Source organism: Deltaproteobacteria bacterium, from assembly GCA_019308925.1.
GTDB lineage: Bacteria > Desulfobacterota > B13-G15 > B13-G15 > RBG-16-54-18 > JAFDHG01.
Genome location: JAFDHG010000032.1, coordinates 1 through 25,723, shown reverse-complemented (window position 1 = coordinate 25,723; position 25,723 = coordinate 1). Strand labels below are relative to the sequence as shown.

Here is a 25,723-nt window from a genome sequence, read left to right as displayed (position 1 = left end):
TCAGGCGGGAAGAATGGCAGGAATCAAGGGGTTTATGACGCACATATAAATTATGGATATTCATTGAAAGAGATTGCAGATTACCTTGGGATTCACTATACTACGGTTAGCAAGCTAATCAAGGAAATAGAGCATAAAAAGTGATATTTCAAGACCTGACCCTAACTTCTATAGAAGCGGTCATTTTTGATTATGACGGGACCCTGGTTCATTTGAACATCAACTTTGGAATCATTCGCCAGGAATTAAAAAAATTCTTGGTCGACTATGGTATTGACCCTGACGCGCTCAAGGGACTGTACATACTGGAAATGATCGATAAGGCGACAAGGCTTATCTCAGAACAGAATCCATCGGAAGGCCAATCTTTTTATCATAAGGCCCATGACCTTGTCACCGAACATGAGGTCAGGGCAGCGAAAAAGGGGGAAATCCTCCCAGGAGTGATCGACATGTTGAAGGCGCTGAAAAGACGAGGGGTCAAGGTTGGCATCATCACCCGAAACTGTCATAAAGCCGTCAAGATTGCTTTCCCCGATATTGAGCGTTTTTGTGATGCATTCATTCCACGGGATTACGTGACTCGGGTCAAGCCACACCCGGATCATCTAGCCCTTACCCTGAAGAAGATGGCTGTAAACAACCCGGCACGCTGTTTCATGGTCGGAGACCATGTCTTAGATATCGAAGTAGGAAAACGCATGGGGATGAAAACCGCAGGGGTATTGACAGGAAACACCACACGGCAGCATTTCATAAAAGCAGGGGTTGACTTTATACTAGATGATGCAACAGGGATTCCTGACTGCATCTTTGTGGAGTGAAAGTCGTGAAAAGGAACTTATTGCAGACAGGAAAACTTAATGTTCAGATTCTCCGTAAGTTGCTACAACGATATTCCAGGACTGACGAAAAAGTCCTTTTGGGGCCGCGAATAGGAGAGGATGCAGCGGCAATAGACATGGGCGAAAAAGTCCTAATTGTAGCCACTGATCCCATCACCTTTGCTACCGATGAGATTGGCTACTATAGTGTCATGGTCAATGCTAATGATATTGTTACTACTGGTGCTGAGCCCAGATGGTATACCGTCACCATTCTTCTGCCTGAAGCAAAAGCTACTAAAAGTTTAGTGAATTCTCTCTTCCAGCAGATCCATCGGGCCTGTGAGGAATTGAACATCTCTCTCATTGGGGGCCATACAGAAATAACCTATGGACTTGATCGTCCTATCCTTATTGGACAGATGATAGGAGAGGTGGAAAAGGAAGCGCTGATCACTACAGCAGGGGCAAAGCCCGGAGACCTCATTCTCCTGAGTAAAGGGATCTGTATCGAGGGGACATCAATTATCGCACGGGAAAAGGAAAGGGAGTTGGTTGCTCACGGAGTGTCCAAGGAGCTTGTTGAGCGAGCTCAGCGTTTTCTGTTTGATCCGGGAATTAGTGTCGTGAAGGAAGCACGTTTGGCCTGCCAAACAGGACGCGTCCACTCCATGCATGATATTACTGAAGGGGGATTGGTTAACGGTCTGCATGAGCTATCTATGGCAGCCGGGGTTCAAATCGTAGTAGAAAAAGATCATATACCCATCTACGAGGAATCTCGGATTCTTTGCGAGGCCTTTGGTCTTAACCCGTTTGGTGTCATAGCTTCGGGGGCTCTTCTCATTACGGCATCTCTGCCTGAGGCGGAAAAAATCTTAGAGAGGGCACATCGCAATGGTGTAACCATGACCAGGATCGGGCATGTTGAGAAGGTGGGATCCCCTTCAGCAACTATGACTGGCGCCAAAGGAGGTGAACCGCTCCCCTACTTTGATAGAGATGAAGTTGTAAAGATATTTTAACTAAACTGCCTCTATGGTGGACGGTGGTTTTTGGGTTATATTATAGGTAACACTGACAACTCCGGGTACCTCGGTTGTGATCCTCTGGGCCAGTCGGTCTAACACATCATACGCAAGCCTGGTGGGCGATCCTATTAGCGCATCCGTGCTCTCCCAACATCTGACCTCGATTTGCAAACCGTAATCTCTCTTTCCTTCCTTCACCCCGGTAACCTTATCTTCATGAAGGATCGCCAAGTACTGAAATGCTCCGCTGTCGGATAACTCTTCCTCCACAATCCTGGTAGCATGTCTTACAATCTTTACTCTTTCTGGTGTAACCTCCCCGATTACCCTTGCAGCCAGGGCTGGCCCGGGGAAAGGCGGCCGATTATATATCTCCTCTGGTAGCCCCAGTGCTTGAGCGACCTTTCTGATTGCTGATTTCCGAAGCTGGATCAACGGTTCTATGATCTTATACCCATACATCTGTTCTGGATCAATCCCGAGCTGCTCAAGGATATTATGCTGCCTCTTGATCCCGGCAACAGTCTCTTCTACATCGGTGTAATTCGTGCCTTGCAGAAGATACCTCGCGTCAGTCTCTCTCACCAACCTACCAAAGACATCCCTGTAAAATGACCGAGTGATCGCCTCTCTTTTCTCTTCTGGGTCAATGCGGCCTCTTAATGCATCAATAAAGGTCTTTTGGGCATCGACAAGTTCAACATATACCCCTAACTCTTTAAATAATGAGACAATATGTTCAGGTTCTGCCTGCCTCATCAGACCGGTATCAATGAAACATGTCTTGAATCGATCACCCAACGCCCTATGACCAAGCATGGTAACAACGGATGAATCAACACCACCGGACAGGGCATTGATAGCTACACCATCGCTGACAATTGAGGCAATCTCCTCAACCTTTTCCGCGATGAATTTCTCAGTATCTAATTCCTCTAACTTAATTTCCTTGATCTCCATGTTACCCCCCTTAGCTAGGAATTAATTAAATTATCTGAATGACTTAGGGTAGATGGTAAAGGTCTTTTTTTCTCTTAGGCAGTATATATTAAAATCCTTCACATCCAGTGTAAAGACTTCAGTAATTCCAATCTCTTCTGCCAGAGCTACTAGGGTTGCATCAGCAAAGTCCATGGGTATGTCCCTATACTGTTCCATTAGGGCAAGACAGCGTGAGAGGGTCTTTGCGGTTGAAGGGATCAGTACAGCGCCTCCCTGAATGATGAACCTTAAACAAGCCCTTTGTCCAGCAATATCCGGACCCAAGAGATACATAGCCTCGGTCAGTACCGGCTCAGTAGTAACTAATCGCCCTCTAAATTCCTTGAAGAACGTTACACACCTTGCATGATTGTGCTCACTCCGGTCTAATAGGGCCACAAGGGGGCCTGTATCGAGCAACATATTACGCATGTCTCTTTAATCGCTGCAGCAGATAATCACGGTGCCGTTCTCCCAGATCTGCCACGCCCGTAGCAATAACTCCGATTAGGTCTTGTACCTTCTCGTAAGGGCGGTCATCACCCATCCCTTCTGGCCCTGCCAGAAGACGTTGAATGGCCATTCGGACCAAATCTGATCGTTTAAGCCCCACTCTCTCGGCCATCTCTTTAAGCCGAGCGTTCAACTCATGAGGAAGACGAACTGTTAATTGGACACCCATGATCAAACCCCTTTGTTGCATTTATTTGCAATACATTATATTACATTAATTAATCACGTCAATAAAAAATACCCTATTTCCCCTTTTTATTGCTTATTTCTATTGCGCATGATATTCTTTGTTTTTATTATTCTGTTATTTTTCATAGGGTGTATATAGCACTACATTTGAAAAGAGACCAACCAGTAAAGAATGGCATATAAACGTTTTTATGTGAATCTGAACAGAGGTGAGCGATGAAAGTAAGTAGAGTGACTGAGATGAGAGGGCTGGATAGAACTGCCATAGAAAAATATGGCATCAAGGAAGAACTCTTAATGGAAAACGCAGGTCAGGCCGCATACTTTGTCATATTAAAAGAGTTCGGGATCAAAGATAAAAAATTTGTTGCCTTCTGCGGGATCGGAAATAACGGCGGAGACGGTTTTGTGATTGCCAGAAAAATCCACTCAAATGGCGGAGATGTAAAAGTTTTCATTTTAGGCGACGAGACCAAATTCAAGGGTTCGGCAAAGATGAACCTTGACATTGTATCCCGGCTACCCATAGAGGTCCAAAGGATTGAAGACATTGAGTCAATAAAGTCTGATACCTACCATTGCGATGCAATTGTGGACGCAATTTTTGGTACAGGCCTCATACGGGATGTGGGGGGATTGTATCGCGATGTCATTCAATTAATCAATGAAAGTCGGAAAACGGTATTTAGTGTAGATATCCCCTCCGGTGTCCATGGCGATACGGGTAAAATAATGGGTACAGCAGTGAAGGCAGATTATACCATAACATTTGGCCTTACCAAGATAGGAAATATGCTTTTCCCGGGGTATGACCTGTGTGGGAAGATATACGTTTCACACATATCATTTCCTCCCTCGCTCTACAACAACGATGCACTCAAAATAGAAATCAACCACCCTGTCAAACTTCCCTCCAAGGATAAAAATGCCCATAAAGGAGATTTCGGCGAAGTCCTCTTTATTGCAGGTGCTTCAAGCTACTTTGGAGCGCCCTATTTTGCAGCCCTGTCCTTTCTGAAAGCAGGGGGCGGTTATTCCCGCCTTGCCTGCCCCAAATCCATGACACCGTTTATCGCCAATAAGGGAAGTGAGATTGTCTTCATTCCCCAGAGAGAAACAAGCTCAGGAAGTATTTCTCTGGGAAATAAAGGTGTTTTGTTGGAGCTTTCAGAAAAAATGGATATGGTTGTCCTCGGTCCTGGTTTGTCCATGGAGGAAGAGACCCAACAACTGGCACGAGAATTGGCAAAGGAGATTAAAAGACCACTGCTTATAGACGGAGACGGCATTACCGCTTTGTGTAAAGATCTAGAGATCATAAAAGAAAGAAAAGCGGAGACAATTCTTACCCCACATTTAGGTGAGATGTCCAGAATCACAAAACTGGGTGTAGGCGAAATAGATGTCAATAAAATCGATATCTTGCAACGTACTGCCAAGGAACTGAATGCTATCATCGTTTTAAAAGGAGCCCATTCGCTGATAGGCTATCCTGATGAAAAAGTTTTCATCAACATGAGCGGAAATCCCGGGATGGCCTCGGCTGGGTCGGGCGATGTCCTGACGGGGACAATCGCTGCCATGTTCGGCCTGGGATTACCCCTTGAGGATGCGGTCAGAAAGGGTGTCTTTATGCATGGATTTTCCGGAGACCTTGCAGCGAGAGATAAGGGTGAAGATGGCGTCATAGCCCAGGACATACTCGATTATCTGCCTCTTGCCTTGAAGCTTGATAGGGAAGGCCTCGATGAAACATTGAGGGAAGTTTGCGAAGGGGTTCATATAGTATAGGAGGAAACGGTGAGGGCATGGATACTTGAAAAACAGGCGAAAATAGAGGAAAGGCCTTTGAAACTCTTGGAGGTTCCTCCGCCTCATGCACAAAAAGGTGAAATAAGGGTAAAGATTCAAGCCTGTGGTGTGTGCAGGACAGATATCCATATCGCTGAAGGAGACCTTCCCCTAAGAAAATCCCCGGTAATCTTGGGTCACGAGATTGTAGGTGTTGTTGACGAGAAGGGGAAAGACGTCAAACGCTTCAAGGTTGGCGATAAGGCTGGTGTTTACTGGTTAAACAGCACTTGTAAAAAATGCAAATATTGCTTATCCCAGAGAGAAAATTATTGCCCTGATATCAGATGCACAGGATGGGACGTGGATGGTGGATATACAGAATATATAACCATTTCGGAAGATTATGCCTTACCGCTACAAGGGGTCCAGTTAGAACCTGAGGATATTGCACCGCTCATGTGCCCCGGAATAGCGGGATATGCAGCGTTTAAACTCACAGAGGCGCAAAAAGGAGACACATTGGGGCTTTTTGGATTTGGTCCCACAGCCTATTTTGTTCTCAAGGCCGCTAAGTATATGGGCATAGAGACATACGTGAGCACCAGATCTTCAAAAAATATCGAAGGCGCAAAGAAAGCAGGGGCAGGCTGGGCTGCGGACACATCAAAAGAAATGATGCCTTGCAAATTGGACTCGGCAATTATATTTCCTCCTGCAGGCAACCTGGTTGAACCTGCCCTTGCCCAGTTGGAAAAAGGCGGTGTATTGGTGATGGCACCTGTAAGCGCGTCTCCTATAGTCATTGAAAATTATAGCGAAAATCTGTGGGGACATTCTATAAGGACACTGTATAACCTAAGAAGATCTGATGCAGAAGAATTTTTTGGAATAGTTGGCGGGCTGAATTTGGAATTAGGAAAGAGCCTCTTCCCGTTTGAAGAATTACAGGATGCTCTCATACTGGCCAAACAGGGGAAACTAGAAGAACCAAATGCCGTAATAACCTTTGCCGATTGATTAATGTGTGGGCCAAGGAAGATGTTGAAAGAATTTACCTCATAGGGTTCCAGGAGTCTAGGGGCCTAGGGTTCTAGTGAAAGACAAACCCCTTGACCCCTTTCAATTCCACCAAATAAATTGGAGAAGATCCTAATTTAATTATGAAGAGCCGCAGGTCTTACAACTGGTGGCGCTACACGAACTGCAAGAAGAGCCTTGTGAACTTGAGAACTCGCCATCGCTCTTATGGCTGAAAGTAGACAGTAACTTCTTAACCTTTTTGCCTTGGCAGGTAGGGCAAGAAACATCTTGATCGCCAAAGACCAAGACCTCAAAGTCCTTGTCGCACTTCATGCAGTGATATTAAAAGATAGGCATGATATAGTATTTTTCTAGTCCGTCGGTCAAGGGCCTTCACTTTTACCCCAAATCGCCGAAGATATGTTGCACGATGCTCAATACGCTCAGGGTTGCTGTCTCTGCCCTTAGAATTCTTTGTCCCAACCCAGCAACTAAAAAGCCATTGTTCTGGGCAACAGAGATCTCCTCTTCGGAAAATCCTCCCTCAGGTCCGGTGAGGATGGTAAGCCCCGGCGAAGGATCGACCTTTCCCAATACCTCCCGCAGGGGGGTGGGTTCCCCCTCCCAGAAGATCAACTTTGTCCCTTCGCCCTGAGCGAGGAAATCCTCCAGTTCATTGATCGCCTCCACCTGGGGCACAACCGTCCTGCCACACTGCCTGGCCGCCTCCTGGGCGATCTTGCGCCACCTCACTACGCGGAGCGTTTCCCTCTCCCCTTCCAAGATAGGAACGGAGCGTAAGGTAACGAGGGGGACAATCCTGTCAACACCCAGCTCCGTAGCCTTTTGTATCACGAGCTTCATCTTTTCCCCCTTCAGGAGCCCCTGACCGAGGGTTACCTTCAGGGGGGATTCCCTTTGTGGTCTCAACTCCTCCCTTATCGCTAGATATATCCCACCCTGGTAGTCCTCGCAGAGCTCAGCCAAGTATTCTCCCCCCTCCCCATCGAATACCGTCACCTCATCGCCAGAACCGAGCCGCAGCACCTTAAGGATGTACCTCGCCTCCTTAGGTTTGAGGGGGATCTGTTCGCCCTTTACCCTCTCCTGGGGGATATATAGCCTAGGCATCTCCCTGGCCCACGGAGCGGAAGAAGACCTCCAGCCTTTTATTGAACTCCTCGGGGCGCTCCAACATCACCATGTGTCCTGCCCCCTCTACCATCTCCAGTTGTGTCCCAGATATCTTCTCGGCTAGGTAGCGGGAGTACTTGACCGGGGTCAGGACATCTTGATCGCCGCAGATGACCAGGGTGGGGGTTTTTATCCCATTTACCTCCTCCATGATATCGAACCGGTCACAGGCAGTGAAGTCGCCGTGCAGTACATCGGGGGAGTTCTTTCTCATCTCCTCTATCCCCAACCTCATCATCTCCTGGGGGACATCTTTGGCGAAGGAGAGTTGACAGATGAACTCCACGGCCTGGGGAAAGTCCTCCTTGATCCCGTTTAAGATATGGGAATCCACCCGTAGCCTCGCCCCGGTACCCACCAGGACCAAACCCTTGGGGAATGCCGCAAACCTCAGGGCCAGGTCCATGGTGATGGCCCCTCCCATGGAGTGCCCGATCAAGAAGGGCCTCTCCACCTCCAGTTCATCCAGGGCCCCCTTGACCCAGAGGGCATAGCTCCTTATCTCTTCGGCCCCCTCCCCATGGGCCACTCCATGTCCGGGCAGCTCCATGATAAAGACGCTGAAATCACAGCTAAAGTAGTCCTTTTGTGGATACCAGGTGGTGTAGTTACCCCCAGCCCCATGGATGAAGACCAGGGAGTCCTTCCCCCCTTCTCTTTCCCCGCTGCACAAAACTACATTCCCCCTCATGCCATAGGCCTCAATAATGGGCATCGGCCACCTCCTTTTGAGATCTCTTGTGCCTCAGATATCTTGTGTCCCTTTATCCCCTGACATTTGCTTCAATTTCCTGCCCAATTCATCCTTAAATCTCCCCCAATCGAAGAAGGAACCTGGGTCCTCCTTTCTCCTGGGAGCGATATCGCAGTGGCCCACTATCCTCTCTGGGCTGATCAGGGGATACCTCTTCATCAACATCAGGCATAACTCCACCAGAGAACGATATTGTCCTTCGGTAAAGGGGCGATCTGGGTCCCCCTCCAGCTCAATGCCGATGGAGAATGGGTTGCAGCCCTGCCTTCCCTCAAAGGAGCTTTCACCTGCATGCCAGGCCATTTGATCGGGGTCCACCAGTTCGACGACCCCCCCCTCCCGCTCGATAAAGTAGTGGGCAGAAACCCTCAAACCATCCAATTCCTGGAAGTAGGGGTGGACAGAGGGATCTAATCTGTTCAGAAAGAGGGCAAGTACATGGCCCGTGCCAAACTCCCCCGGGGGGAGGCTTATGGCGTGGATGACGATCATATCCACTTGGTGGCCATCCCGGCTTGAGAAGTTGGGGCTGGATATCCTTTTAATCCTCATGCCGACCTCTTGACATCCCATCTATTTCGCAGGCCATCCCCGAGGAGATTGAACCCCAAGACCGTGAGCATGATGGCCATCCCTGGGAAGGTGGCCACATGGGGGGCGAACAGGAGATAGTGCGCCCCCTCGTTCAGGAGTTTCCCCCAGGTGGGTACATCCTGAGGTCCCAACCCTAAAAAACTGAGGCTCGACTCGGCCAGGATCACCCCTGCCAGACCGAAGGTGGCCTCCACAATGACCGGGGCGAACACATTAGGCAGGATGTGCCTTAGGATGATCCTGGGGTGGCTCCCTCCCAGGGCCCTGGCTGCCAATACGTATTCCCTGTTCTTTTCTGCCAGGACCTGGGCGCGCACGAGCCTGGCATATCCCACCCAACCGAGGACACACAGGGCGAGGGTGATGTTCTTCAAACTGGGTCCGAGGATTCCCGCCAGGGCGATGGCCAGCAGGATGCCCGGAAAGGCCAAGAGGATATCTACTATACGCATCAACATGGCATCGAGGACACCGCCAAAATAACCGGCCAAGGCCCCCAGGGCCACCCCTATGACCAGGGAGATCCCCACCACCGCCAAGCCCACCAAGAGGGAGACCTGGGAGCCGTAAATGATCTGGCTGAGGATATCTCTGCCCAGCTTGTCCTGCCCCAGGGGATGGCCTGGCCTCGGCCCCTCCAGTTCACCCGTTAGGTCGATGGCCAGGGGATCATAGGGGGCCAGGAACGGAGCCAAGAGGGCCATCCCGACCAAGAGGGAGATGATAATCAATCCCACCCAGGCTAATCTGTTTCCCATCTTTCCAAACCCTTAACAGTAAGTTGACATAATTATGGAATAGTTTCTAGGGAGGTGTCAACCTTTTCCCTTTCTGCCAAATTCCGAGTTGACATAGGTAAAGGGGGGGGGTATCTTGCAAGCAGAGTCAAAAGAAAATTACTAGCAGTGGGGTGCCCGTGATGCCCATTCCGATGGTGTGGATCTATTGGGTGGCCAGTTTGACCATCGTCACCTATGCCAGCGCCTACATTGTAAAGAGCTTTCCCGAGCATGGATTTGCTGCCCTGGCGGCCTTTTACACCATCTACCTGGGTGCCTCCCAAATCATGGCTATAAGGATCGTGGAGTTTGATCTGGGATTTCATCGTTTTTTCGCCCCTGCTGCCGTGTTCATCTATCCCTTTATCGCCCAGGCCATAGACATGATCAACGAGGCCTATGGGAGGAGTAAGGCCCATCTGGCGATCATCATCGCCTTCATCACCCAGGTATTGCTCGTGACCTTCATCGCCATGGTGAATAGCCTCTCCCCTGCCCCCTTTTTCCCGTTCGAGGAGGCCTGGCAGGGGATATTCAGGTTGGGGATAAGGATCACGGGGGCCTCATGGATCGCCTTTCTAATCTGTCAGAACCTAGATGCCTATCTATTTGCCTGGTTAAAGAAGAGGTACGAGAGTCGAATATGGCTGCGGAGCATCACCAGTGACCTCCTGGACCTGACCGTCGACAGCGTGATCTTTGTGACCCTGGCCTTCTACGGGGTCATGCCCATCCTCCCCCTTATCATAGGTCAGATCGTGAGCAAAAACATCATCGGCTTTTTGGACACCCCCTGGTTTGTCTGGTACAAGAGGGTGTTGCAAAAGGGATGATCTGTCGTTTAAAGATCCCAACCTTGACAGCCTTTTTGATAATACTTAACTTTAATACCAGAAGGGGAAGGAAAAGCTACTTTTTTGCCAAAAATGGGGAATTATATGAAGATCGCCATGGAACTAAAGAAGGCCACTTGGGGGAAGATTGTCGATATAATCGTCCAGATAGTAGACAAAGGGCCTGTTAGAAAATTTCTGATCAAAAAGGCGGGTGAGAAGCTCTGGAAGGCCATTGTCGAGGAAGAGGAAGAGGGGCTTAGACCGGCCCAGGAGCTTAAGTATGCCTTTGTACGTAACCTCCTTTACACCACGGACGAACACCTGATGAAAGGTATCCTCAGCAAAGATGTCTTTCACAAGATGATCGAGGTCCTCGCCAAACACGTCTTTATTGAGGATATTTCAGAAAGGGACATCATCAGGGAAGAGAGAAAGGACATCGTTTATCCTTGCTTCCTTGTCCTGAGCCCCACCCAATTGTGCAACCTCCACTGTCGTGGTTGCTACGCCAGCAGCGCAAGCCATACCAGCTCTTCCCTCCCATACAGCATTGTCAGTAGGATCATCAGGGAGAAGGTAAATTTTTGGCGTTCCCGTTTCACGGTCATCTCGGGAGGGGAACCCTTCCTCTGGCATAGTGAGGGGAAGGGGATCATTGACCTAGCCAGGGAGCATAATGATAACTTCTTCATGGTCTATACCAATGGTACCATGATCAACCGAGAGGTGGCCCGGCAAATGGCGGAGGTAGGCAACATCACCCCCGCCATTTCGGTGGAGGGGTTCGAGGAAAAGACCGATCAGAGGCGGGGCAAAGGGGTCTTTAAGAAGATCATGAAGGCATTTGCATGCCTGAGAGAGGCGGGTGTCCCCTTTGGCATCTCTGTCGTAGCTACCAAGGACAACTGGGATGAGACCACCAACAGGGAATTCCTCCGCTTTTATTTCGACGAGCAAGGGGTCTTTTATGGCTGGCTCTTTCAATATATGCCCATCGGCCGAAGGTATACCCTTGAGGAAATGGTCACCCCGGAACAGAGATTGGAGATGTTTAAGAGAAATGTCTGGGCCATAAAGGAGGGGGGTTACAACTACATCGACTTCTGGAATCAAGGGGTGATGACCGATGGGTGTCTGGCGGCGGGAAGGATGGGAGGCTATCTCTATATCGACTGGAATGGCAACGTCATGCCGTGTGTCTTTATACCTTATTACGCAGATAACATCCTGAAGGTATATGAGAGGGGGGGGGATCTCGACGATGTCCTTTACTCACCCTATTTTAAAGAGATAAGGAGATGGCAATCCCATTATGCCTACGGCAAGCCAGCATTGGAGAGGGACAATCTCATCCTCCCTTGCCCTATAAGGGATCATCACGAGGCCATTTATGAAATCCTGGGGACCCACTATCGGATCAGACCGGCCGACAAACCCGCCAAAGAGGCAGCCGAGGATAAAGGGTATCATGAAGGCTTGATCGAATATGACAAGCTCCTGAGGGAGGTGATCGATCCTGTGTGGGAAACGGAGTATAAGAAGACGGCCTGAGATCTCCCCTTGCCTCAACCTTCAATCAGGGTTCAAGGATTCCAGGGTTCCAGTGATGTACCTATGACACATCTCTCTGGGGGCGCAGCCCCCTGAAGAAAACGACTGGAGGTCGTTTACTCGACCACTGGACTCCTTGACCCCTGGAACCCTATGAGATGAATTCTTAGTCCCTTTTTAGGAACTTTTTGGGAGAAGAGCCAGTTACAGTCACCAGCTATTCGGGGTCATCGAAGGATGAAAAAAGGAGGGTGGGATGAACCTTAAGATGCTTTTCGTGGTCTTTTTCACCATCTTCTTGGCCGAGTTGGGGGATAAAACCCAGATGGCAACCCTGTTGCTCGCCTCAAATAGGGGGATGAACAAGGTCGGCCTGTTCCTGGCCGCCTCCTCGGCCCTGGTACTGGCAACTTTGATGGCGGTAGTCATCGGATCTCAGGTCAGTCGCTGGGTCTCCCCTCAGGCCATCAGGATCATTGCCGGTTTGGCATTTATCGCCATCGGCCTCTGGATCTTGTGGGGGATGAGGGCTTAAAAGATTAAAGCGCAGATGGGAAAAATCTTTGAGAAATGAGCTGGATATGGATGGATCACGATTTTACTTGACAAGAGCTACATCCTCAACTAAGTTTCTATATCGCTATCAATGTCTTTGAACTTTATGGTAGGATTAAACATTAATGTAACTATGGGAGGAGATAAGACGATAAAGCAAAAATACGTTCAATATCTATTAGTACCAATTGCCGTCATTGCATTGTTGAATGGATGTGCCTCCACGCCGCCATCAACACCAAGCGTCGAGACTACATTTAAAAGCTTCAAGGATTACCCTGATCATACCTTTAATGTCAAGGAGTACATTCAAGGGATGAAGAAGGGTGGGCATAACCTTCTAATCTGGATAGACCCGGCAGTAGATTTAACAAAGCATAGTTCGGTAAACGTAATGGATTTTGGCGGACGATTGTTGCCGGAACAGAATGTGTTTTCATACGACCCTTATATCACGCTCTTTAATTCGATCTTTAAAAGCTCCCTGAAACTGTCTAAAGAAGAGTCTCCGGATGCCTTGCGCATTGAGGGTGCGGTGGTTGAATGCAATCCTGGTAGCCGAGCAGCCCGCTATTGGGTGGGATTTGGGGCAGGCAAAGCTGGCGGTGCGGTCGTCTGCGAGGTGTATGAACCTGATAAATCACAGCCCTGTATCCGCATCTATACGAGGGATACCGCCTCTGCTGGGTCCTTTGGTGGCAATTCAGTTGCGATGCTCAACCATATTTTTAGCCAAGTTGGCATCCGTTTGGCCACTACAGTGGACACCACTATTGGCCAGTAAAATGATCCACTGGCATAGCCGGTGGCTTTGGCCAATGAGCCAACCCGAGCGGCGGTGACGCCCCATAGGGGGCGCTGCCCGAAGCATAAGTAGGTCCGCGCGGAACCCCCGAAAATTCTTCCCCCTCCCCTTTATCCCCTCCCGCCAGGGGAGGGGAAGAGATTTTTCTATCCTGTTGCGATCATTAAACCTGATAAGAAGCATACTATTTCCTTTTTACGAGCAAAGCTAAACTATACCATCGGCTTAGCCGATGGGTTTTGAAACTACTGATTCAGGTACGGCTGAGCGGCTATAGATAAAACGTCCTACTCATAAACTATACTTAAGCGTCAGATTGTGTCCACCATCAGAATGGAGAGGTCAACATATTCCCTGTCTAGTTCATCGGAGCTGCGAATATCTAAGGAGTTAGCAATAAGGGAAACTTGCCCTTTTGGGTTTTTTAATTAGTTCCCCTTGCCGTCCTTCTTCTCCAATTCACGAAAAAGATCCCCATGGAGACCATGGGAAGCCCCACCATCAAAGAATAGGTGAATTCCTCGCTGAGAAAGATGGTGCCGAAGAGGACCCCGAAGATGGGGGTAAAAAAGGTAAAGGCGGAGAGCCTGCTCACCGAATAGCTGTGTATCAATTGGAACCAGATAAAATAGCTCAAAAAGGCGACTATGACCGATTGATAGAAGATGGAGGCTGCGATATAGGGATCGATCCTGTAGATCCATTGTGGCTCGAGGATGAAGCTCACAATTAACAGGATGGGGATGGAGAAAAAGAGCTGATACAGAAAGGTGTTTATAGGGTGGACCCTTTCCGCCATAAACCTCTTGATGTAGAGGGTAGTAGCCCCCCAGAGGAAGGCCGCCATGATCTCCAGGATATCTCCGATGAACATGGTAGGTCTGGCTGTCTTTGGCCTCCCATAAAAGACGATGAAGATGCCAGCAAACGCCAGGACGAGGCCCAGGGTCTTTAATGAGGTCAGCCGATCCCCCCTGAGAAAGAAATGGGCCCCCACTGCCACCACAAAGGGGCTCAGGTAGACGAAGACCACAGAGCGGGCGGCATCCGTATAGAGCATCCCGAAGTATATACAGGCGAACTCCAGGCCGAACAACAGACCCACCATAAATCCATGAAAGAGCATGATATCGGTATGGAATAACCTCTGCCCCTTCCTCAGGCAATAAATCACACCGCAGACCGAGGCGATGATGGAGCGCAGCGCGGAGGCGAAGACCGGGGATATCCCCTGGTTAGAGTATTTGATGGCAGTGTAGTTAAAGCCCCACAGCAGGGTCAAGATGATGAGGGTGATGATGGCCTTGGGGTCTAAATACTCCTTGCTCTCTAAGCTGGACAATCCTCCCCCTGAAATCTCTTTGGGACCGCTGTTATAATGAATCAGGCTCATCCGCTTCTCCTATTTAACATCATGTTCGGTGGGAATCTTGGACTCACAGGAAACATCTGTTTGGCATAAGCCGCAGCCATAACCCTCGAAACCAAAGTGGGACCTCACATAATCTGCGGTCACCGGACGAAGATAATCTCTACATTTCACTTTGTCATGACCAGCCTCGGTAATTGCCCCTACAGGGCAACGACGGATACACTCTCCGCATAGGCCTTTGGTAAAAAAGAGGCAGTAGGCATGATGATCATTATATGGCCTGTTTGTGGGAGGAATTTTGATGCGAGCAACAACTGACCCACAACGCATGGCCTTACCCCTTGGAGTAATGAGACCATCACAAAGACCAAAGGTTCCCAGACCCGATGCATACGCTGTATGTCGTTCAGACCACGTGGAGGCAAAGCCATAACGCTCAGACGTTTTCCTTTCAAAGAAAGGAGAAAGCATGGGGGCGACGGCCTCGTACCCAGACCCTTGCAAGGTTGCCACCACATGTCTGCGGAGCTTTTCGTTGACCCCTTCACCATAGATGCGTGCCCTAGCCCATCTTTCCGAAGGATATACGGTCTCTTTTCGGTTATCGGATATTGTGGCGTTAGTGTGCGGTAACACCCAGCTTATGACCGTTAGTTGATCTGGTGCAACCTTTAACCAGGGAAATGTTTTGGTGAACATTTCCAAAGGAGTCCAATGAAAGGACCCAACATGTTCCTTGAATTCTTGATAGAGAGGATCATCACCGCTCGAGAATCCCACGAGCGGATCTGCCCATGCCTTATCATTTTTTTCATTTTTAAGTGAATTCTCCGGGGATTTGTTAATGAAACTTTTGATCGTGGTCTCTACCCAGGCTGCTGGACTCTTAACCCGGTTGCTTAACTTCATTCTGACACCTTTTCATGTTTGGCTATTTTTCTCTGATCAACTCACTTTTGTTAGTGCACCATCTTCTTATCCCTCTCAAAATCAAAGTCATCATCTCGTTCCGGCATATGGCATTTTAGACAGATATCTCGTTTTATCTGAGGAGGCGCATCTTGTTTTTCTGATTTGCCCGAGTGAAACTCAATATGTCCCTCCATCCTACCGTGGCATGAAACGCACTGAACTCCTGCATACTCGGGTGTTTTCTCCCGCGATACAAATCCACCCTTGAGGTAATAAGTGACGTGGCAGGATATACACTCTGGATCATGATGCTCCTTTTTCTTAATCAACGAATCGATGGCATGGGTGTGGGGCGTTTTCACCCACTTATGGTAAATATCTTTGTGGCAGCTCTGGCAGGCAGTCGCACGCAAGACTGGTGGGAACTTACCCGCAAGCTCCTCTTCGCGCTTTTGAGCTTTTTTCTTTGCCATTCGCTCGATACGTTCCAGATACCTTGCATATGTCTTCGTCAATAGGGGATTTCCAGGAACTGTTCTGTCGAGAGCAATGAGTCGGGTATTGAACCTCCATTTTCCTCCGCTGAGGTGCGCATCGATCCTGCCCAGATATTTACCCTGACTCCCTGCACAGACTAGGAGAGAACTGTTGACCTTCTCAGGCTTTTTTAGTTTGATCGAGCTGTGAGATACGATGACGATGTCCATCCCTTTATGGTTTTTTACAAACTTGCGAGACTGAGGTATATTTCCGTGAAGCATGGCAACGACAAAATCAGCATTTTTTCTTGCGTAAGATAATGTCGCATCTATGATCTTTTCGGGGTCTTCAACGTACCAGTCCTTTTGAGCCGACTTCGGGATATGACCGTCGATGAAGAGGCTGAACACGCCAACCCTGACCCCACCTCGATGGATGATAAGTGGCTTGTCGCTCAGCCCTTTACCTCTATATGAGATATTTAGCGTCGCAATCGGGATCCCTGAGTTATTTAATTTCTCCCATGCATTATAGTTATCGCGTTGCATTAAGATTTCGCGTGCACCGATGCTGATGGCATCATATTTCATTTGACGGAACGATTCGAGGAGTACCTCGAATTTAATCTCGCCCTGCTGGTTGTACGGAGGAGAAAGGCCTCCGCCATCAACCACAATCGTCGGGATACCTTGCCTTCTGGCCTCGTTAATTTTTGTAGCTCGCCGAGCTATTCCCCCCAGAGGGTTACTCAGTCACCCACAGGGTTCAAGAACTCCTTGCAAGTCATGAGTATAAAAAACAGTAATTCTTTTATCGTGTTGCTGACAGTATGGGTTATGTGACAGAAACATGACAGAGCTAGCCAAAAATGCAGTGGTAATGAATTTTATTGAATATCGTCTCATTTGTGACCCTTCTTTTTTATTTGTTAAACTGACCATTGAGAGAAAAAATAGATATAGTATTCTACATTAAAAACAATATCAGGAGAAGGTGATTTGATACTCAGCCGTCAATTTCCTTGAGACCTGCTGCACCATTGCTGACAGATAAGCGTTTGTATGTTCCTAACCGCCTCCTCTTCATCTACATCCGACCACTGTTCGTAGGCATCCGCCACCACAAAGCTCCATCCGCTGCGGACATTGGCGCAGTAGACAGTTTCTGCCTCCTGGGTCATCCTCTGGAGGGCACTCCACTGGCCGGTGGGAACTGCGACAATGATGCGTTTTGCCCCGAATTTGCGAAGGGTCTCGATCGCTGCCAGGAGGGTAAAACCCGAGGCAAGACCGTCGTCAACTAGGATCGCCGGCCGTTTCAAGAGGTCTGGAAAAAGTTGGTCTCCACGGAATCTTTTTACCCGTTTAAGGACCTTTTGGTATGTTTGATCCATTCCTTGCTGGATTTCCCGCTCGGTCAGCCCGAGGTGAGAGAGGAGATCCTCGTTCAAACGCATGGTCCCATCAGAGGCCACGGCACCGTAGCCTGCCTCGGTGTTCCACGGGAGGGTGATCTTGCTGACCACCGCCACTTCCAGGGGGAGATGGAGTGTTTCCGCTATCACAGCGGCCACTGGCACACCCCCTGCTGGGATAGCCAGCACCATGGCATCCTGCTGGCGGTGTGGATCGAGCATGTCGGCCAGGATCTTCCCGGCGTGTGCACGGTCGCAAAAGACCCGTGAATGCTCGCGAAATTCGCTTCGTTCTATGATGTTACGGGGTGTATGCAGGTTCATGGTCAAAAAAGGTTTCGATGACAGGTTAAGATTATCCATAATGATCTAAAGGGAGACAATCTCCCTGGGGAAGTGGGTGACCCTCTCCAACCCATCCTCCCTGACGATATAATCCATTTCTATCCCCACGGCTCCTTCACCGGGGAAGACAAATTTCGGCTCAAAGGCAAAGACCATCCCGACCTGAAGGGGCATCTCACCCCCTCTCCCGATGATGGGCCACTCATTGATCTCCAGGCCCAGGCCATGTCCCACAAAGGCGACCCTTCCCTCCCCATGGCCCATGAAGTGTTGGGTTAGGTCCTCCTTGGCCGCTATTTCTTGCGCCCTTTTATAGATCTGCACAGCCTGTACCCCTTCCCTGGCAAAAGATTCCATATCCTCTATAATGTCCTGGGCGACCTGGTAGGCCCTTTCGAGGTGGCCCTTTAGACGTCCGATGACAAATACCCTCGTCTCATCTGTCACATAGCCATTATACCCACCGCCGTAGTCTATAATGATTGGCTCGTCTCTCTTTATTCTCTTGGCAGAGGAACCTTGGGCAATGGCGTGGGTCACACCGTAGCCACCAAGGGGTGTATCGCAAAAGGAAGCCATGCAGGCGCTGCCTCCCGAGAGGACGTGGATGTTCATCATTTCTTGGTTGAACCCCCTCATCCTCAGAAACCCCTGGTGCCCTTTGGCCCTCCCGATGGAGGTCAGAATCCCATCCAGCTCCAGCTCCGACATACCTTCTCGGAGATAACGCCTCACCTCGGAGAAGACATAATCTACGATCTGGCCGGATCTTTTAATCTGCCTTATCTCAAATGTGCTCTTTATACTCCTTACCTCTTTTACATCCTCAGAGATATCCAAAAATTCCCATCTCTTGAAGAGGCCCTTAATCTTGTAAAACAGGGATACAGGAACCACATCTAGCTCCATGCCTATCTTTTTCCCCTCTAATCCATATTCATGGAGCAGACTCGGAAGGGCCTTGAGGCCCTCTGTCCTAATACACCTTAAAGGGCTCTCCCTGATGGCTCTTTCATAATCTTTTTGGACAAAAAAGATGGGCTCTTCTTCTAACGGTACGAAGAGGTAACCCCTTTGGATGGCGCCAGTAAAATAGAAGAGGTCGGCGTTCTGGATGATAAGGGCAAGATCTACCCCTTTCTCCTGCATCTTTTTTTGGAGCTTATTTACCCTTGAGCTTATTTCCCCTAGGGGAGTGAGCTCGAAGGTTTCGATCCCTTCCGACATATCTCCCTTTCACAAAAAGATGTTACCCAAAACCCACGTCAACCTAACACCGTTCCTTACTATTTGTCAATATTACCCCTCCAACCTCCACCCTCTTTCTCCTTTTCTGGCGGGTTATCTTCTGAGAGAGAAGAGAGGGAGTTGACATGGGGCGCCCATTATCGTAACGTCACCGAAGGTCTCGCTGTAAAGAACATGGGGAGGAAATCATGGAGAAGGTGCCTTCTTATAGGCCTTGTTTCTTTTGTGGGAGAGAGAACCCCCATGGGTTTCAGTTGGAGTTTTTTGCCGAGGGGGAGGAGATCCGTGGGGAGTTTCAAGTCCCGGAACGTTATTGCGGCTATCAGGGATTAATCCATGGCGGGATCATCTGCGGGGTGCTGGATGAGGTCATGTGGTGGGCGGTCAGTTGGCAACGATCCTGCGCCTGCCTCACAGTGGAGATGACTGTGCGGTACCAAAGCCCCACCCCCATTGACAGGAGGTATCGGGCCTCGGCCAAGGTAGTGCGGGGCAAAAACAGGATGATGGAGGTGGTCAGTGAGATCAAGGACCTGACCAGCGGGAAGGTCTGTGTGACGGGGAAGGGGAAGTACTATCTCCTCGCCAGAGATAGGAACCGAGATGCCCTCGCCTCCATGGACTTCTCGGCCTGCTCCCCGCAGACGCGCAGCAGATATGAGGAAGGTGGGTGAGACCCTTCCACTTCTTTGGTGTGGCCTTTTTATATCTTTATCGAGTTCTTCTCCAAAAAAGTTGCTAAAAAGGGGTCGAGGATTCAAGGGTTCAAGTGTTTGTTTTTCACTAGAACCCTGAACTCCTAGACCCGTAGAACCCTTGTAGTTGCCCCCTTGGATCCTCTCAATTCCACCAATTGAATGGAAGAAGCTCCATATTTTTTAGTTTAATACCTCAAAGGTCGTTGCCAGGCCTCTTTCAGACGATAGATGTCCCCCTGGATGACCTTTTCGCCCTTTAGGCCAATCACGATAAATCTTCTTCCCTTGGTCACCCTCCCTATCTCCCCAAGACAGATCCCCTTCATGATGGAGACAAAGGTCTCCTGCATAGCAGGGTGGACCGTCACCGCAAATCTGCTTTGTGATTCAGAAAACAGCAGATAGTCATCCCTTTCTATACCCGTAGCCGGGACCTTTCTCAGGTCAACTTCCATCCCGCATCCGCCGGCGAAGGCACTCTCGGCCAAGGTCACCCCCAACCCCCCATCGGAGCAGTCGTGGCAGGAGGCCACGGCACCCTCCATGATGGCCGCATGGAGCTTATGATATAGCTCCTTTGCCTCGTGGGCCCTCACCCGGGGCACCTGGTTTCCGATATACCCATTCAAGGCGAAGTATTCTGACCCCCCCAACTCGTCATAGGTCATCCCCAAGACATAGACCAAGTCCCCTGGGGCCTTGGCGTCCATGGTCACCGCCTTGCGGACGTCCTCCATCTTCCCCAAGACGGAGAACAGGACAGTGGGGGGAATGGATATCTTGATATCCCCGGCCAGATAGTCGTTCTTCATGCTATCCTTGCCAGAGATACAGGGCACCCCATAGGCGGTGGTGTAGTCGTAGAGGGCCTTGTTGGCCCTCACCAACTGCGCCAGCTTATACTCACCATCAGGGGTCTTGTCTGAGCGCACCGGATCAGGCCAGCAAAAGTTATCCAACCCCGCCATCCTGGCCGGATCTCCCCCCACGACCACATTGTTTCTGATGGCCTCATCGATGGCACAGGCCATCATGTGATAGGTATCGATGTCGCTGTAACGGGGGCAGATCCCGCTGGAGACCACCACCCCCTCAAAAGAGTCCAGCAGGGGGCGGATGACAGCGGCATCTCCTGGGCCATCTTCCTTTTTCCCCACCAGCGGTTTTGCGGCGCTCCCCCCTTGAACCTCGTGATCGTACTGCCGGATCACTGTCTCTTTGCTGCAGATGTTGAGACGGGAGAGCATCCCCTCCAGTGTAGTGGTCAGATCCTTCGGGGAAGCGAAATCGGGCTCCGGGTGTCGGGGTTGTTCCCATCGGGCCACCAGCTCCATCCGCGGGACCCCTTCATGAAAGAAGTCCATATCCAGATAGGCCACTGTCTCCCCATGCCAGAGGCAGTGGAACCTGCCGCTGTCAATAAAACTGCCTAGCACCGTGGCCTCCACCTCCATCTTCTCGGCCAGCTCCAGGAGCTCGTCGATCTTGGCTGGGTGCACTGCCAGGGTCATCCTCTCCTGGGATTCAGACAGAAGGATCTCCCAGGGGTCAAGGCCGGGATACTTGAGGGGGGCGCGCTCCAGATAGATCTCACATCCCCCTGGACCTCTGGCCATCTCCCCCACCGAGGAGGAGAGCCCTCCGGCCCCATTGTCGGTAATGGAGTTGTAGAGGCCGCGGTCCCGGGCCACCAGGAGGAAGTCGGTCATCCTCTTCTGGGTGATGGGGTCGCCGATCTGCACGGCGCTGGTAGGGGAGGCCTTATGGAGCTCCTCCGAGGAGAATGTGGCCCCATGGATTCCATCTTTGCCTATACGCCCACCCACCATTACGGCAAGGTCCCCTGGATCGGCCCTCTTGCTTTGGGAAGGCTCCCCCTGGATGTACCTGGGCATGATCCCGCAGGTGCCACAGTAGACCAGGGGTTTGCCCAAATACCTCTTGTCGAAGACAATGCTCCCGTTCACGGTGGGAATCCCGCTCTTGTTGCCCCCGTGTTCCACCCCTTCCCTGACCCCTTCGAAGATCCTCTTGGGGTGCAGCACCCTGGGTGGCAGGGGTTGGGACCAGTCAGGCGGGGCAAAGCAGAAGGTGTCCACGTTGAAGATGAGCTTGGCCCCTTTTCCCGTCCCGAAGGGGTCCCGATTGACGCCCACGATCCCTGTCAAGGCCCCACCATAGGGGTCGAGGGCAGAGGGGGTGTTGTGGGTCTCCACCTTGAAGACGAGGCTCCACCCTTCGTTGAAGGCCACCACCCCGGCGTTGTCAATGAAGACCGACAGGCACCAATCTTCCTCTCCCAGAGAACGCCTGATGGCCTCCGTGGCCCCCCTGATATAGGTGTCGAAGAGCCCTTCGATTAGCTCTTCCTTCCCATCTTCATCGATATATTTTATGCGGGCCTGGAAGATCTTGTGCTTGCAGTGTTCAGACCAGGTCTGGGCAATGGCCTCCAGCTCCACATCGGTGATCTGCTCCCCAATCCCTATCTCCCTCCTCCTCTTTTTTGTCTCCTTCCTTCTGAAGTAGCGTTGGATTGCATTCATCTCCTCCAGGCTGAGGGCCAGCAGCCGCTCCTTGCTGAGCAACAGGAGCTCCTCGTCAGGGACCTCGAAGGCGAATCTTTCCACCCTCCCCCCTGTCAGACCGGTCACCTTGGGGACAATAGGTCCTATCCCCTTTACCAGATCCCATTCCTCCCGACTTCTGATCTCAAAACGGTGGACCAAAGGGTTCCCCAGGAGTCCCGTGGCGATCTTTTTGATCTCCTCACGGGAGAGATCCCCCTTTATCAGGTACTGGCGGGAGGTGTAGACCCGCTCCTCCTGCTTTAAACGAACCTCCAGACAGGCCTCCAGGGCCTCCCTGGCAGTCCGTCCTACATTATCCGTCACCCCGGGCAAAAGGCCCACCTCGATCACCCAGTCGAATGCATGGGCCTGGGGGCGATCCACGGACCATACTTGCATAATGGGGTCGCTGTAAGCTTCTTTGGCCAAGAGCACTAGATGCGTCTTATTCAAAGGGGCGTCGATGGTATAGACGTCGATGATTCGCACAGATTTCACCTCAAGCCCTAGCTCGTTATTGATTTTTCTCTTGATCTTTTCTCCTAAAGGATCTTTTAGCCCCTTCTTCAGGGCCACTTCTATGCGATGTGGCATCTCTTCCCCTCTTGCTCTCTATTGACCTCTTACATCCAATTCCTCTGAAGATGTCATCCTGTCCCTTTTCCCTCCCTATAAGATATTATGGAAGAGTCGCCTTACAGACAAGGAAAATCGTCATGGACCTCCTGAGGGCTCTCCTCCTCGATGATGAGCTTCACCCTTTTCTCTATCTCATCCCTTATCTCGCGCATGAACTCAATAGGCCTCCCTGCTGGATCTTCCAGGTCCCAGTTCTCCACCTTGCCAGAAGGCGCCAGGGGACAGTTCATCTCGCACCCCATCTGCACGACGAGATCGAAGGGGCGAACTTCGTTTTCAATCTCATCCAATCCCCTTGGTCTACGGTAAGCTAGATCTATACCCTTCTCCGCCATGACCTCGGTAGCAAGGGGGTTGATCTCCGGGGCAGGCTGATCACCGGCACTCTGCACATCGAATACTTCTCCACCATAATACTGGAGAAAGGCCTCCGCCATCTGACTTCGGCAGGCGTTCTCATGGCACAGGAAGAGGCCTCGTTTCCTCTTAGAAAGCGGCTCTATCAACTCCGCACTCTTTTGTCTCGCGTCGGCAAGGGCTGTGGGGTGGCGGGCTATATCCCCTGGTGACTCAATCTGCCGAAAACCCAGTACCCCCTGGAAACTTGCGCCAATGGCGTCAAAGAAATACTCAGCGATGAGGCTTGTATCGCTAAAGAGTTTTCTTCCCTTGGTTGCCCCTACTGCCAAAAGGAACCCATTGCGGAACTTGGCCTTTGGATCTGTGAGCTTAAAGATATACCTCCTTGCCCAGAGCGCCTGAGCACGGTCTATCAATGCCTTCAATTGAGCAGTGGGACCGTAAAAAAACATAGGTGTGGCAAGGGCCACAAGGTCAGCCCTGCGCAGAAGATGATAGATCTCACCCATGTCATCGTCTCTTATACGGCAGAGCCCCTTTTTTTCACAGAACCGGCATCCCTGACAGGGTGTTATCATCTTCTCGGGCACATAGACTTTCAACACCTGTGCCCCTTTACTTTGGGCACCTTCGAGGAGGGCTGAAAGCAAGAGGTCTGTATTCCCCCTCTTCCTTGGACTCCCCATAAGGCCAAGCACAAACACTTGCCTAGCTCTTTACGGACTTATTCAAGGCGTGCTTCACCGCACGGGCCCTGGAGGCCTTGACAATGTCCGGCAGAAGCTGCGGCATGCTGGGATTTTCCCCGAGACCTATCACAAGATCTGCAACAGGGGTGTCCTTGGGAAGAAACTCCGAAGGCTCCTCCATCATCATTGGAAGGGAAGAGGTGATCTCCAGTATCTCTATTGCCCAATCCTCTGGGCCATGCTTCTCCCAGGTTTCGGTCATCCTCTTTCCATAGTCCCCTTGAACGATCGCCAATATCTTCATCGCACTTTTTACATCGCCTCTGTGTCCGTCTCCTCGATCATGCGCTCCAGCTCTTTTCTGAGGCCCGCCGGAAGCCCTATAATCTCCAGGGAAAGGAAGCCCTTGATAATAAGGGCTGTTGCCTCCTGCTCCGAGAGTCCTCGGGCCATCAGGTACTCGACCTCTTCCTGAGCGATCTTTCCCACGGCCGCCTCATGGGACATCTCCAGATCGGACATTTTACCTTCCAGTTCTGGTATTGCGTGAATTACGCCTTGATCAGATAGCAGAAGTCCCTTACATTCCAGGTGTGCTTTGATACCAGGGGTTTCCCCGATTAGGTGGCCCCTGGCAATAATTGTCCCCCCTGTAGATACAGCCCGGGAAATGATCTCGGCCCGGCACCCTTCTCCCTGCAGGATCACTCGGGAACCGACATCCATGAGGGACCCTGGTCTGGCCAGCAGCACAGAGTTGAAGGTTGCGACCGCTCCTTTCCCTTTCAGGATCGCTGTGGGATACATCTGCAGATCCCGAGCAGGCACAAGGCAGATATAGTTGGAAATAAAGGTCCCGCCTTCTTCCACGATCACGGCCGATCTGGGTCTCACTGCCATCTCCTCTGCCCAGTTGTGAATCATAGTAAAGGATATGGTCGCCCCCTCTTTTATGTAAAATTCCGAGACGCCGACATGCAATCCAGAACGCACACCAGGAGCGGTAGCACAGCCGGTAATGACATTCAGGTTTGATTCTTCCTCGGCTATAACGACATTATGGACATCCTGGGCTAGTTTGTCCTCAGTAAGATAGAGACAGGCCTGCAGGGGATAGTGAACCTGGGCTCCTGGCAGGGATCGGATAAAATAGCCGTGCTCCTGGTGTTCCTCTGCCCGTTTGGTATAGACGTCTTTGTCTATTGGTACTGCCTTGCCCCAATATTTTGTGAGGCCATCATACTTTTCCCTGGCTTCTGAAGCGGACATGATCTCCGCCCCGTCGAAGTCGGTGTGGCAGTGGATCACCGAGTGGTCCTTCTGAAAGAAGCTTCCTGAGCGTTCTTTCTCCGTGGGGTCAATGCCGGTCATCAGGAGGACCTTCTGATCATCAGGAGAGAGCTGGGATAAATCGTCCAGTTTTGGGTGCTCGGAGGTTTCCTCACGATATATGCTCAGATCCAGATCGCCTGGTGATCTTGTCTTATCTTGGGCCATCTTCCTCCTCCTCTTGGAAGCAGCGATAACACTCCTCGAAACCATATTTTCTTATGGTGTGAAGTATCTCCTTGGGGCT

26 protein-coding genes and 1 pseudogene are annotated in these 25,723 nt (G+C 50.6%); 10 read left to right on the top strand and 17 right to left on the bottom strand.

Annotated elements, in window-relative coordinates; genetic code table 11:
• The 3 genes from JRI46_06570 to JRI46_06560 form a co-directional block, all read left to right on the top strand.
• On the top strand, positions 1–144 hold a 144-nt coding region (locus JRI46_06570), incomplete at its 5' end, for a helix-turn-helix domain-containing protein (GenBank protein MBW2039245.1).
• The gene (locus JRI46_06565; GenBank protein MBW2039244.1) at positions 141–824 is read left to right on the top strand and encodes an HAD family hydrolase; all 684 of its coding nucleotides are present in this window, start codon (positions 141–143) and stop codon (positions 822–824) included. The genes JRI46_06570 and JRI46_06565, both read left to right, overlap by 4 nt.
• Positions 825–829: 5 nt before the next feature.
• A complete protein-coding gene (locus JRI46_06560) occupies positions 830–1,849 on the top strand; it encodes an AIR synthase family protein (GenBank protein MBW2039243.1) in 1,020 nt (339 codons plus the stop codon).
• Here JRI46_06560 and JRI46_06555 read toward each other — a convergent pair whose 3' ends face one another.
• From JRI46_06555 to JRI46_06545, 3 genes are read right to left on the bottom strand one after another with little or no spacing between them, the layout of a single operon-like run.
• A complete protein-coding gene (locus JRI46_06555; GenBank protein ID MBW2039242.1) occupies positions 1,850–2,815 on the bottom strand; it encodes an ExsB family transcriptional regulator in 966 nt (321 codons plus the stop codon).
• A 30-nt stretch (positions 2,816–2,845) separates the two neighbouring features.
• Entirely contained in the window at positions 2,846–3,259 is a 414-nt protein-coding gene (locus JRI46_06550) for a PIN domain-containing protein (protein MBW2039241.1), read from the bottom strand.
• Between the two features lies 1 nt (position 3,260).
• Positions 3,261–3,518 carry a ribbon-helix-helix domain-containing protein gene (locus JRI46_06545; protein MBW2039240.1) on the bottom strand — a complete coding sequence of 86 codons (258 nt, stop codon included), beginning with the start codon at positions 3,516–3,518 and terminating at the stop codon, positions 3,261–3,263.
• A 236-nt stretch (positions 3,519–3,754) separates the two neighbouring features.
• On the opposite strand from JRI46_06545, the gene JRI46_06540 reads away from it, so the two are divergent.
• Positions 3,755–5,329 carry an NAD(P)H-hydrate dehydratase gene (locus tag JRI46_06540; GenBank protein MBW2039239.1) on the top strand — a complete coding sequence of 525 codons (1,575 nt, stop codon included), beginning with the start codon at positions 3,755–3,757 and terminating at the stop codon, positions 5,327–5,329.
• 9 nt (positions 5,330–5,338) lie between these two features.
• On the top strand, positions 5,339–6,349 hold the full coding sequence (locus JRI46_06535; protein ID MBW2039238.1) for an alcohol dehydrogenase catalytic domain-containing protein: 1,011 nt from the start codon (positions 5,339–5,341) through the stop codon (positions 6,347–6,349).
• Positions 6,350–6,490: 141 nt separating this feature from the next.
• Here the strand turns inward: JRI46_06535 and JRI46_06530 are convergent.
• From JRI46_06530 to JRI46_06510, 5 genes and pseudogenes are all read right to left on the bottom strand, one after another.
• Positions 6,491–6,709, bottom strand: a pseudogene (locus JRI46_06530) (zinc ribbon domain-containing protein).
• Positions 6,710–6,751: 42 nt separating this feature from the next.
• On the bottom strand, positions 6,752–7,483 hold the full coding sequence (locus JRI46_06525) for a 16S rRNA (uracil(1498)-N(3))-methyltransferase (protein MBW2039237.1): 732 nt from the start codon (positions 7,481–7,483) through the stop codon (positions 6,752–6,754).
• Positions 7,476–8,261, bottom strand: coding sequence for an alpha/beta hydrolase (locus JRI46_06520; GenBank protein MBW2039236.1), 786 nt, complete (start codon positions 8,259–8,261; stop codon positions 7,476–7,478). Before JRI46_06520 ends, JRI46_06525 begins: the two co-directional genes overlap by 8 nt.
• 30 nt (positions 8,262–8,291) lie before the next feature.
• Positions 8,292–8,873, bottom strand: coding sequence for a 1,6-anhydro-N-acetylmuramyl-L-alanine amidase AmpD (ampD, locus tag JRI46_06515; GenBank protein ID MBW2039235.1), 582 nt, complete (start codon positions 8,871–8,873; stop codon positions 8,292–8,294).
• The gene (locus JRI46_06510; GenBank protein ID MBW2039234.1) at positions 8,849–9,652 is read right to left on the bottom strand and encodes an ABC transporter permease; all 804 of its coding nucleotides are present in this window, start codon (positions 9,650–9,652) and stop codon (positions 8,849–8,851) included. The genes ampD and JRI46_06510 overlap by 25 nt, the downstream gene beginning before the upstream one ends.
• A gap of 161 nt (positions 9,653–9,813) precedes the next feature.
• Between JRI46_06510 and JRI46_06505 the strand changes: the two genes are divergently transcribed.
• The 4 genes from JRI46_06505 (at position 9,814) to JRI46_06490 (ending at position 13,399) form a co-directional block, all read left to right on the top strand.
• Positions 9,814–10,506: a queuosine precursor transporter gene (locus JRI46_06505; protein MBW2039233.1), complete on the top strand. Its 693-nt coding sequence runs from the start codon at positions 9,814–9,816 to the stop codon at positions 10,504–10,506.
• A 105-nt stretch (positions 10,507–10,611) separates the two neighbouring features.
• The gene (locus tag JRI46_06500) at positions 10,612–12,060 is read left to right on the top strand and encodes a radical SAM protein (protein ID MBW2039232.1); all 1,449 of its coding nucleotides are present in this window, start codon (positions 10,612–10,614) and stop codon (positions 12,058–12,060) included.
• A gap of 256 nt (positions 12,061–12,316) precedes the next feature.
• A complete protein-coding gene (locus JRI46_06495; GenBank protein MBW2039231.1) occupies positions 12,317–12,595 on the top strand; it encodes a TMEM165/GDT1 family protein in 279 nt (92 codons plus the stop codon).
• 153 nt (positions 12,596–12,748) lie between these two features.
• A complete protein-coding gene (locus tag JRI46_06490) occupies positions 12,749–13,399 on the top strand; it encodes a DUF4410 domain-containing protein (GenBank protein MBW2039230.1) in 651 nt (216 codons plus the stop codon).
• Positions 13,400–13,844: 445 nt separating this feature from the next.
• On the opposite strand, the gene JRI46_06485 is transcribed toward JRI46_06490, so the two are convergent.
• The 5 genes from JRI46_06485 to JRI46_06465 form a co-directional block, all read right to left on the bottom strand.
• Positions 13,845–14,813 carry a DMT family transporter gene (locus JRI46_06485; GenBank protein MBW2039229.1) on the bottom strand — a complete coding sequence of 323 codons (969 nt, stop codon included), beginning with the start codon at positions 14,811–14,813 and terminating at the stop codon, positions 13,845–13,847.
• A 9-nt stretch (positions 14,814–14,822) separates the two neighbouring features.
• Positions 14,823–15,650: an epoxyqueuosine reductase gene (locus JRI46_06480; GenBank protein MBW2039228.1), complete on the bottom strand. Its 828-nt coding sequence runs from the start codon at positions 15,648–15,650 to the stop codon at positions 14,823–14,825.
• Positions 15,651–15,751: 101 nt separating this feature from the next.
• Complete coding sequence (locus JRI46_06475; protein ID MBW2039227.1) at positions 15,752–16,858, bottom strand: hypothetical protein; 1,107 nt, start codon at positions 16,856–16,858, stop codon at positions 15,752–15,754.
• A 338-nt stretch (positions 16,859–17,196) separates the two neighbouring features.
• Positions 17,197–17,922 (bottom strand): phosphoribosyltransferase, encoded by a 726-nt coding sequence (locus tag JRI46_06470; GenBank protein ID MBW2039226.1) that lies wholly within the window; start codon positions 17,920–17,922, stop codon positions 17,197–17,199.
• Between the two features lie 45 nt (positions 17,923–17,967).
• Positions 17,968–19,170: an aminopeptidase P family protein gene (locus JRI46_06465; GenBank protein ID MBW2039225.1), complete on the bottom strand. Its 1,203-nt coding sequence runs from the start codon at positions 19,168–19,170 to the stop codon at positions 17,968–17,970.
• A gap of 209 nt (positions 19,171–19,379) precedes the next feature.
• Here JRI46_06465 and JRI46_06460 point away from each other — a divergent pair, with 209 nt between their 5' ends.
• The gene (locus tag JRI46_06460; protein ID MBW2039224.1) at positions 19,380–19,865 is read left to right on the top strand and encodes a PaaI family thioesterase; all 486 of its coding nucleotides are present in this window, start codon (positions 19,380–19,382) and stop codon (positions 19,863–19,865) included.
• A 209-nt stretch (positions 19,866–20,074) separates the two neighbouring features.
• Here JRI46_06460 and purL read toward each other — a convergent pair whose 3' ends face one another.
• The 4 genes from purL to JRI46_06440 all read right to left on the bottom strand — a co-directional run bounded on the left by purL (position 20,075) and on the right by JRI46_06440 (position 25,644).
• The gene (gene purL, locus JRI46_06455; GenBank protein ID MBW2039223.1) at positions 20,075–23,053 is read right to left on the bottom strand and encodes a phosphoribosylformylglycinamidine synthase subunit PurL; all 2,979 of its coding nucleotides are present in this window, start codon (positions 23,051–23,053) and stop codon (positions 20,075–20,077) included.
• 101 nt (positions 23,054–23,154) lie between these two features.
• Entirely contained in the window at positions 23,155–24,162 is a 1,008-nt protein-coding gene (locus JRI46_06450) for an NAD(P)H-dependent oxidoreductase (GenBank protein ID MBW2039222.1), read from the bottom strand.
• Between the two features lie 4 nt (positions 24,163–24,166).
• The gene (locus JRI46_06445) at positions 24,167–24,451 is read right to left on the bottom strand and encodes a hypothetical protein (protein ID MBW2039221.1); all 285 of its coding nucleotides are present in this window, start codon (positions 24,449–24,451) and stop codon (positions 24,167–24,169) included.
• Between the two features lie 8 nt (positions 24,452–24,459).
• Positions 24,460–25,644 carry a SufD family Fe-S cluster assembly protein gene (locus tag JRI46_06440; protein MBW2039220.1) on the bottom strand — a complete coding sequence of 395 codons (1,185 nt, stop codon included), beginning with the start codon at positions 25,642–25,644 and terminating at the stop codon, positions 24,460–24,462.
• Positions 25,645–25,723 lie beyond the last annotated feature (79 nt).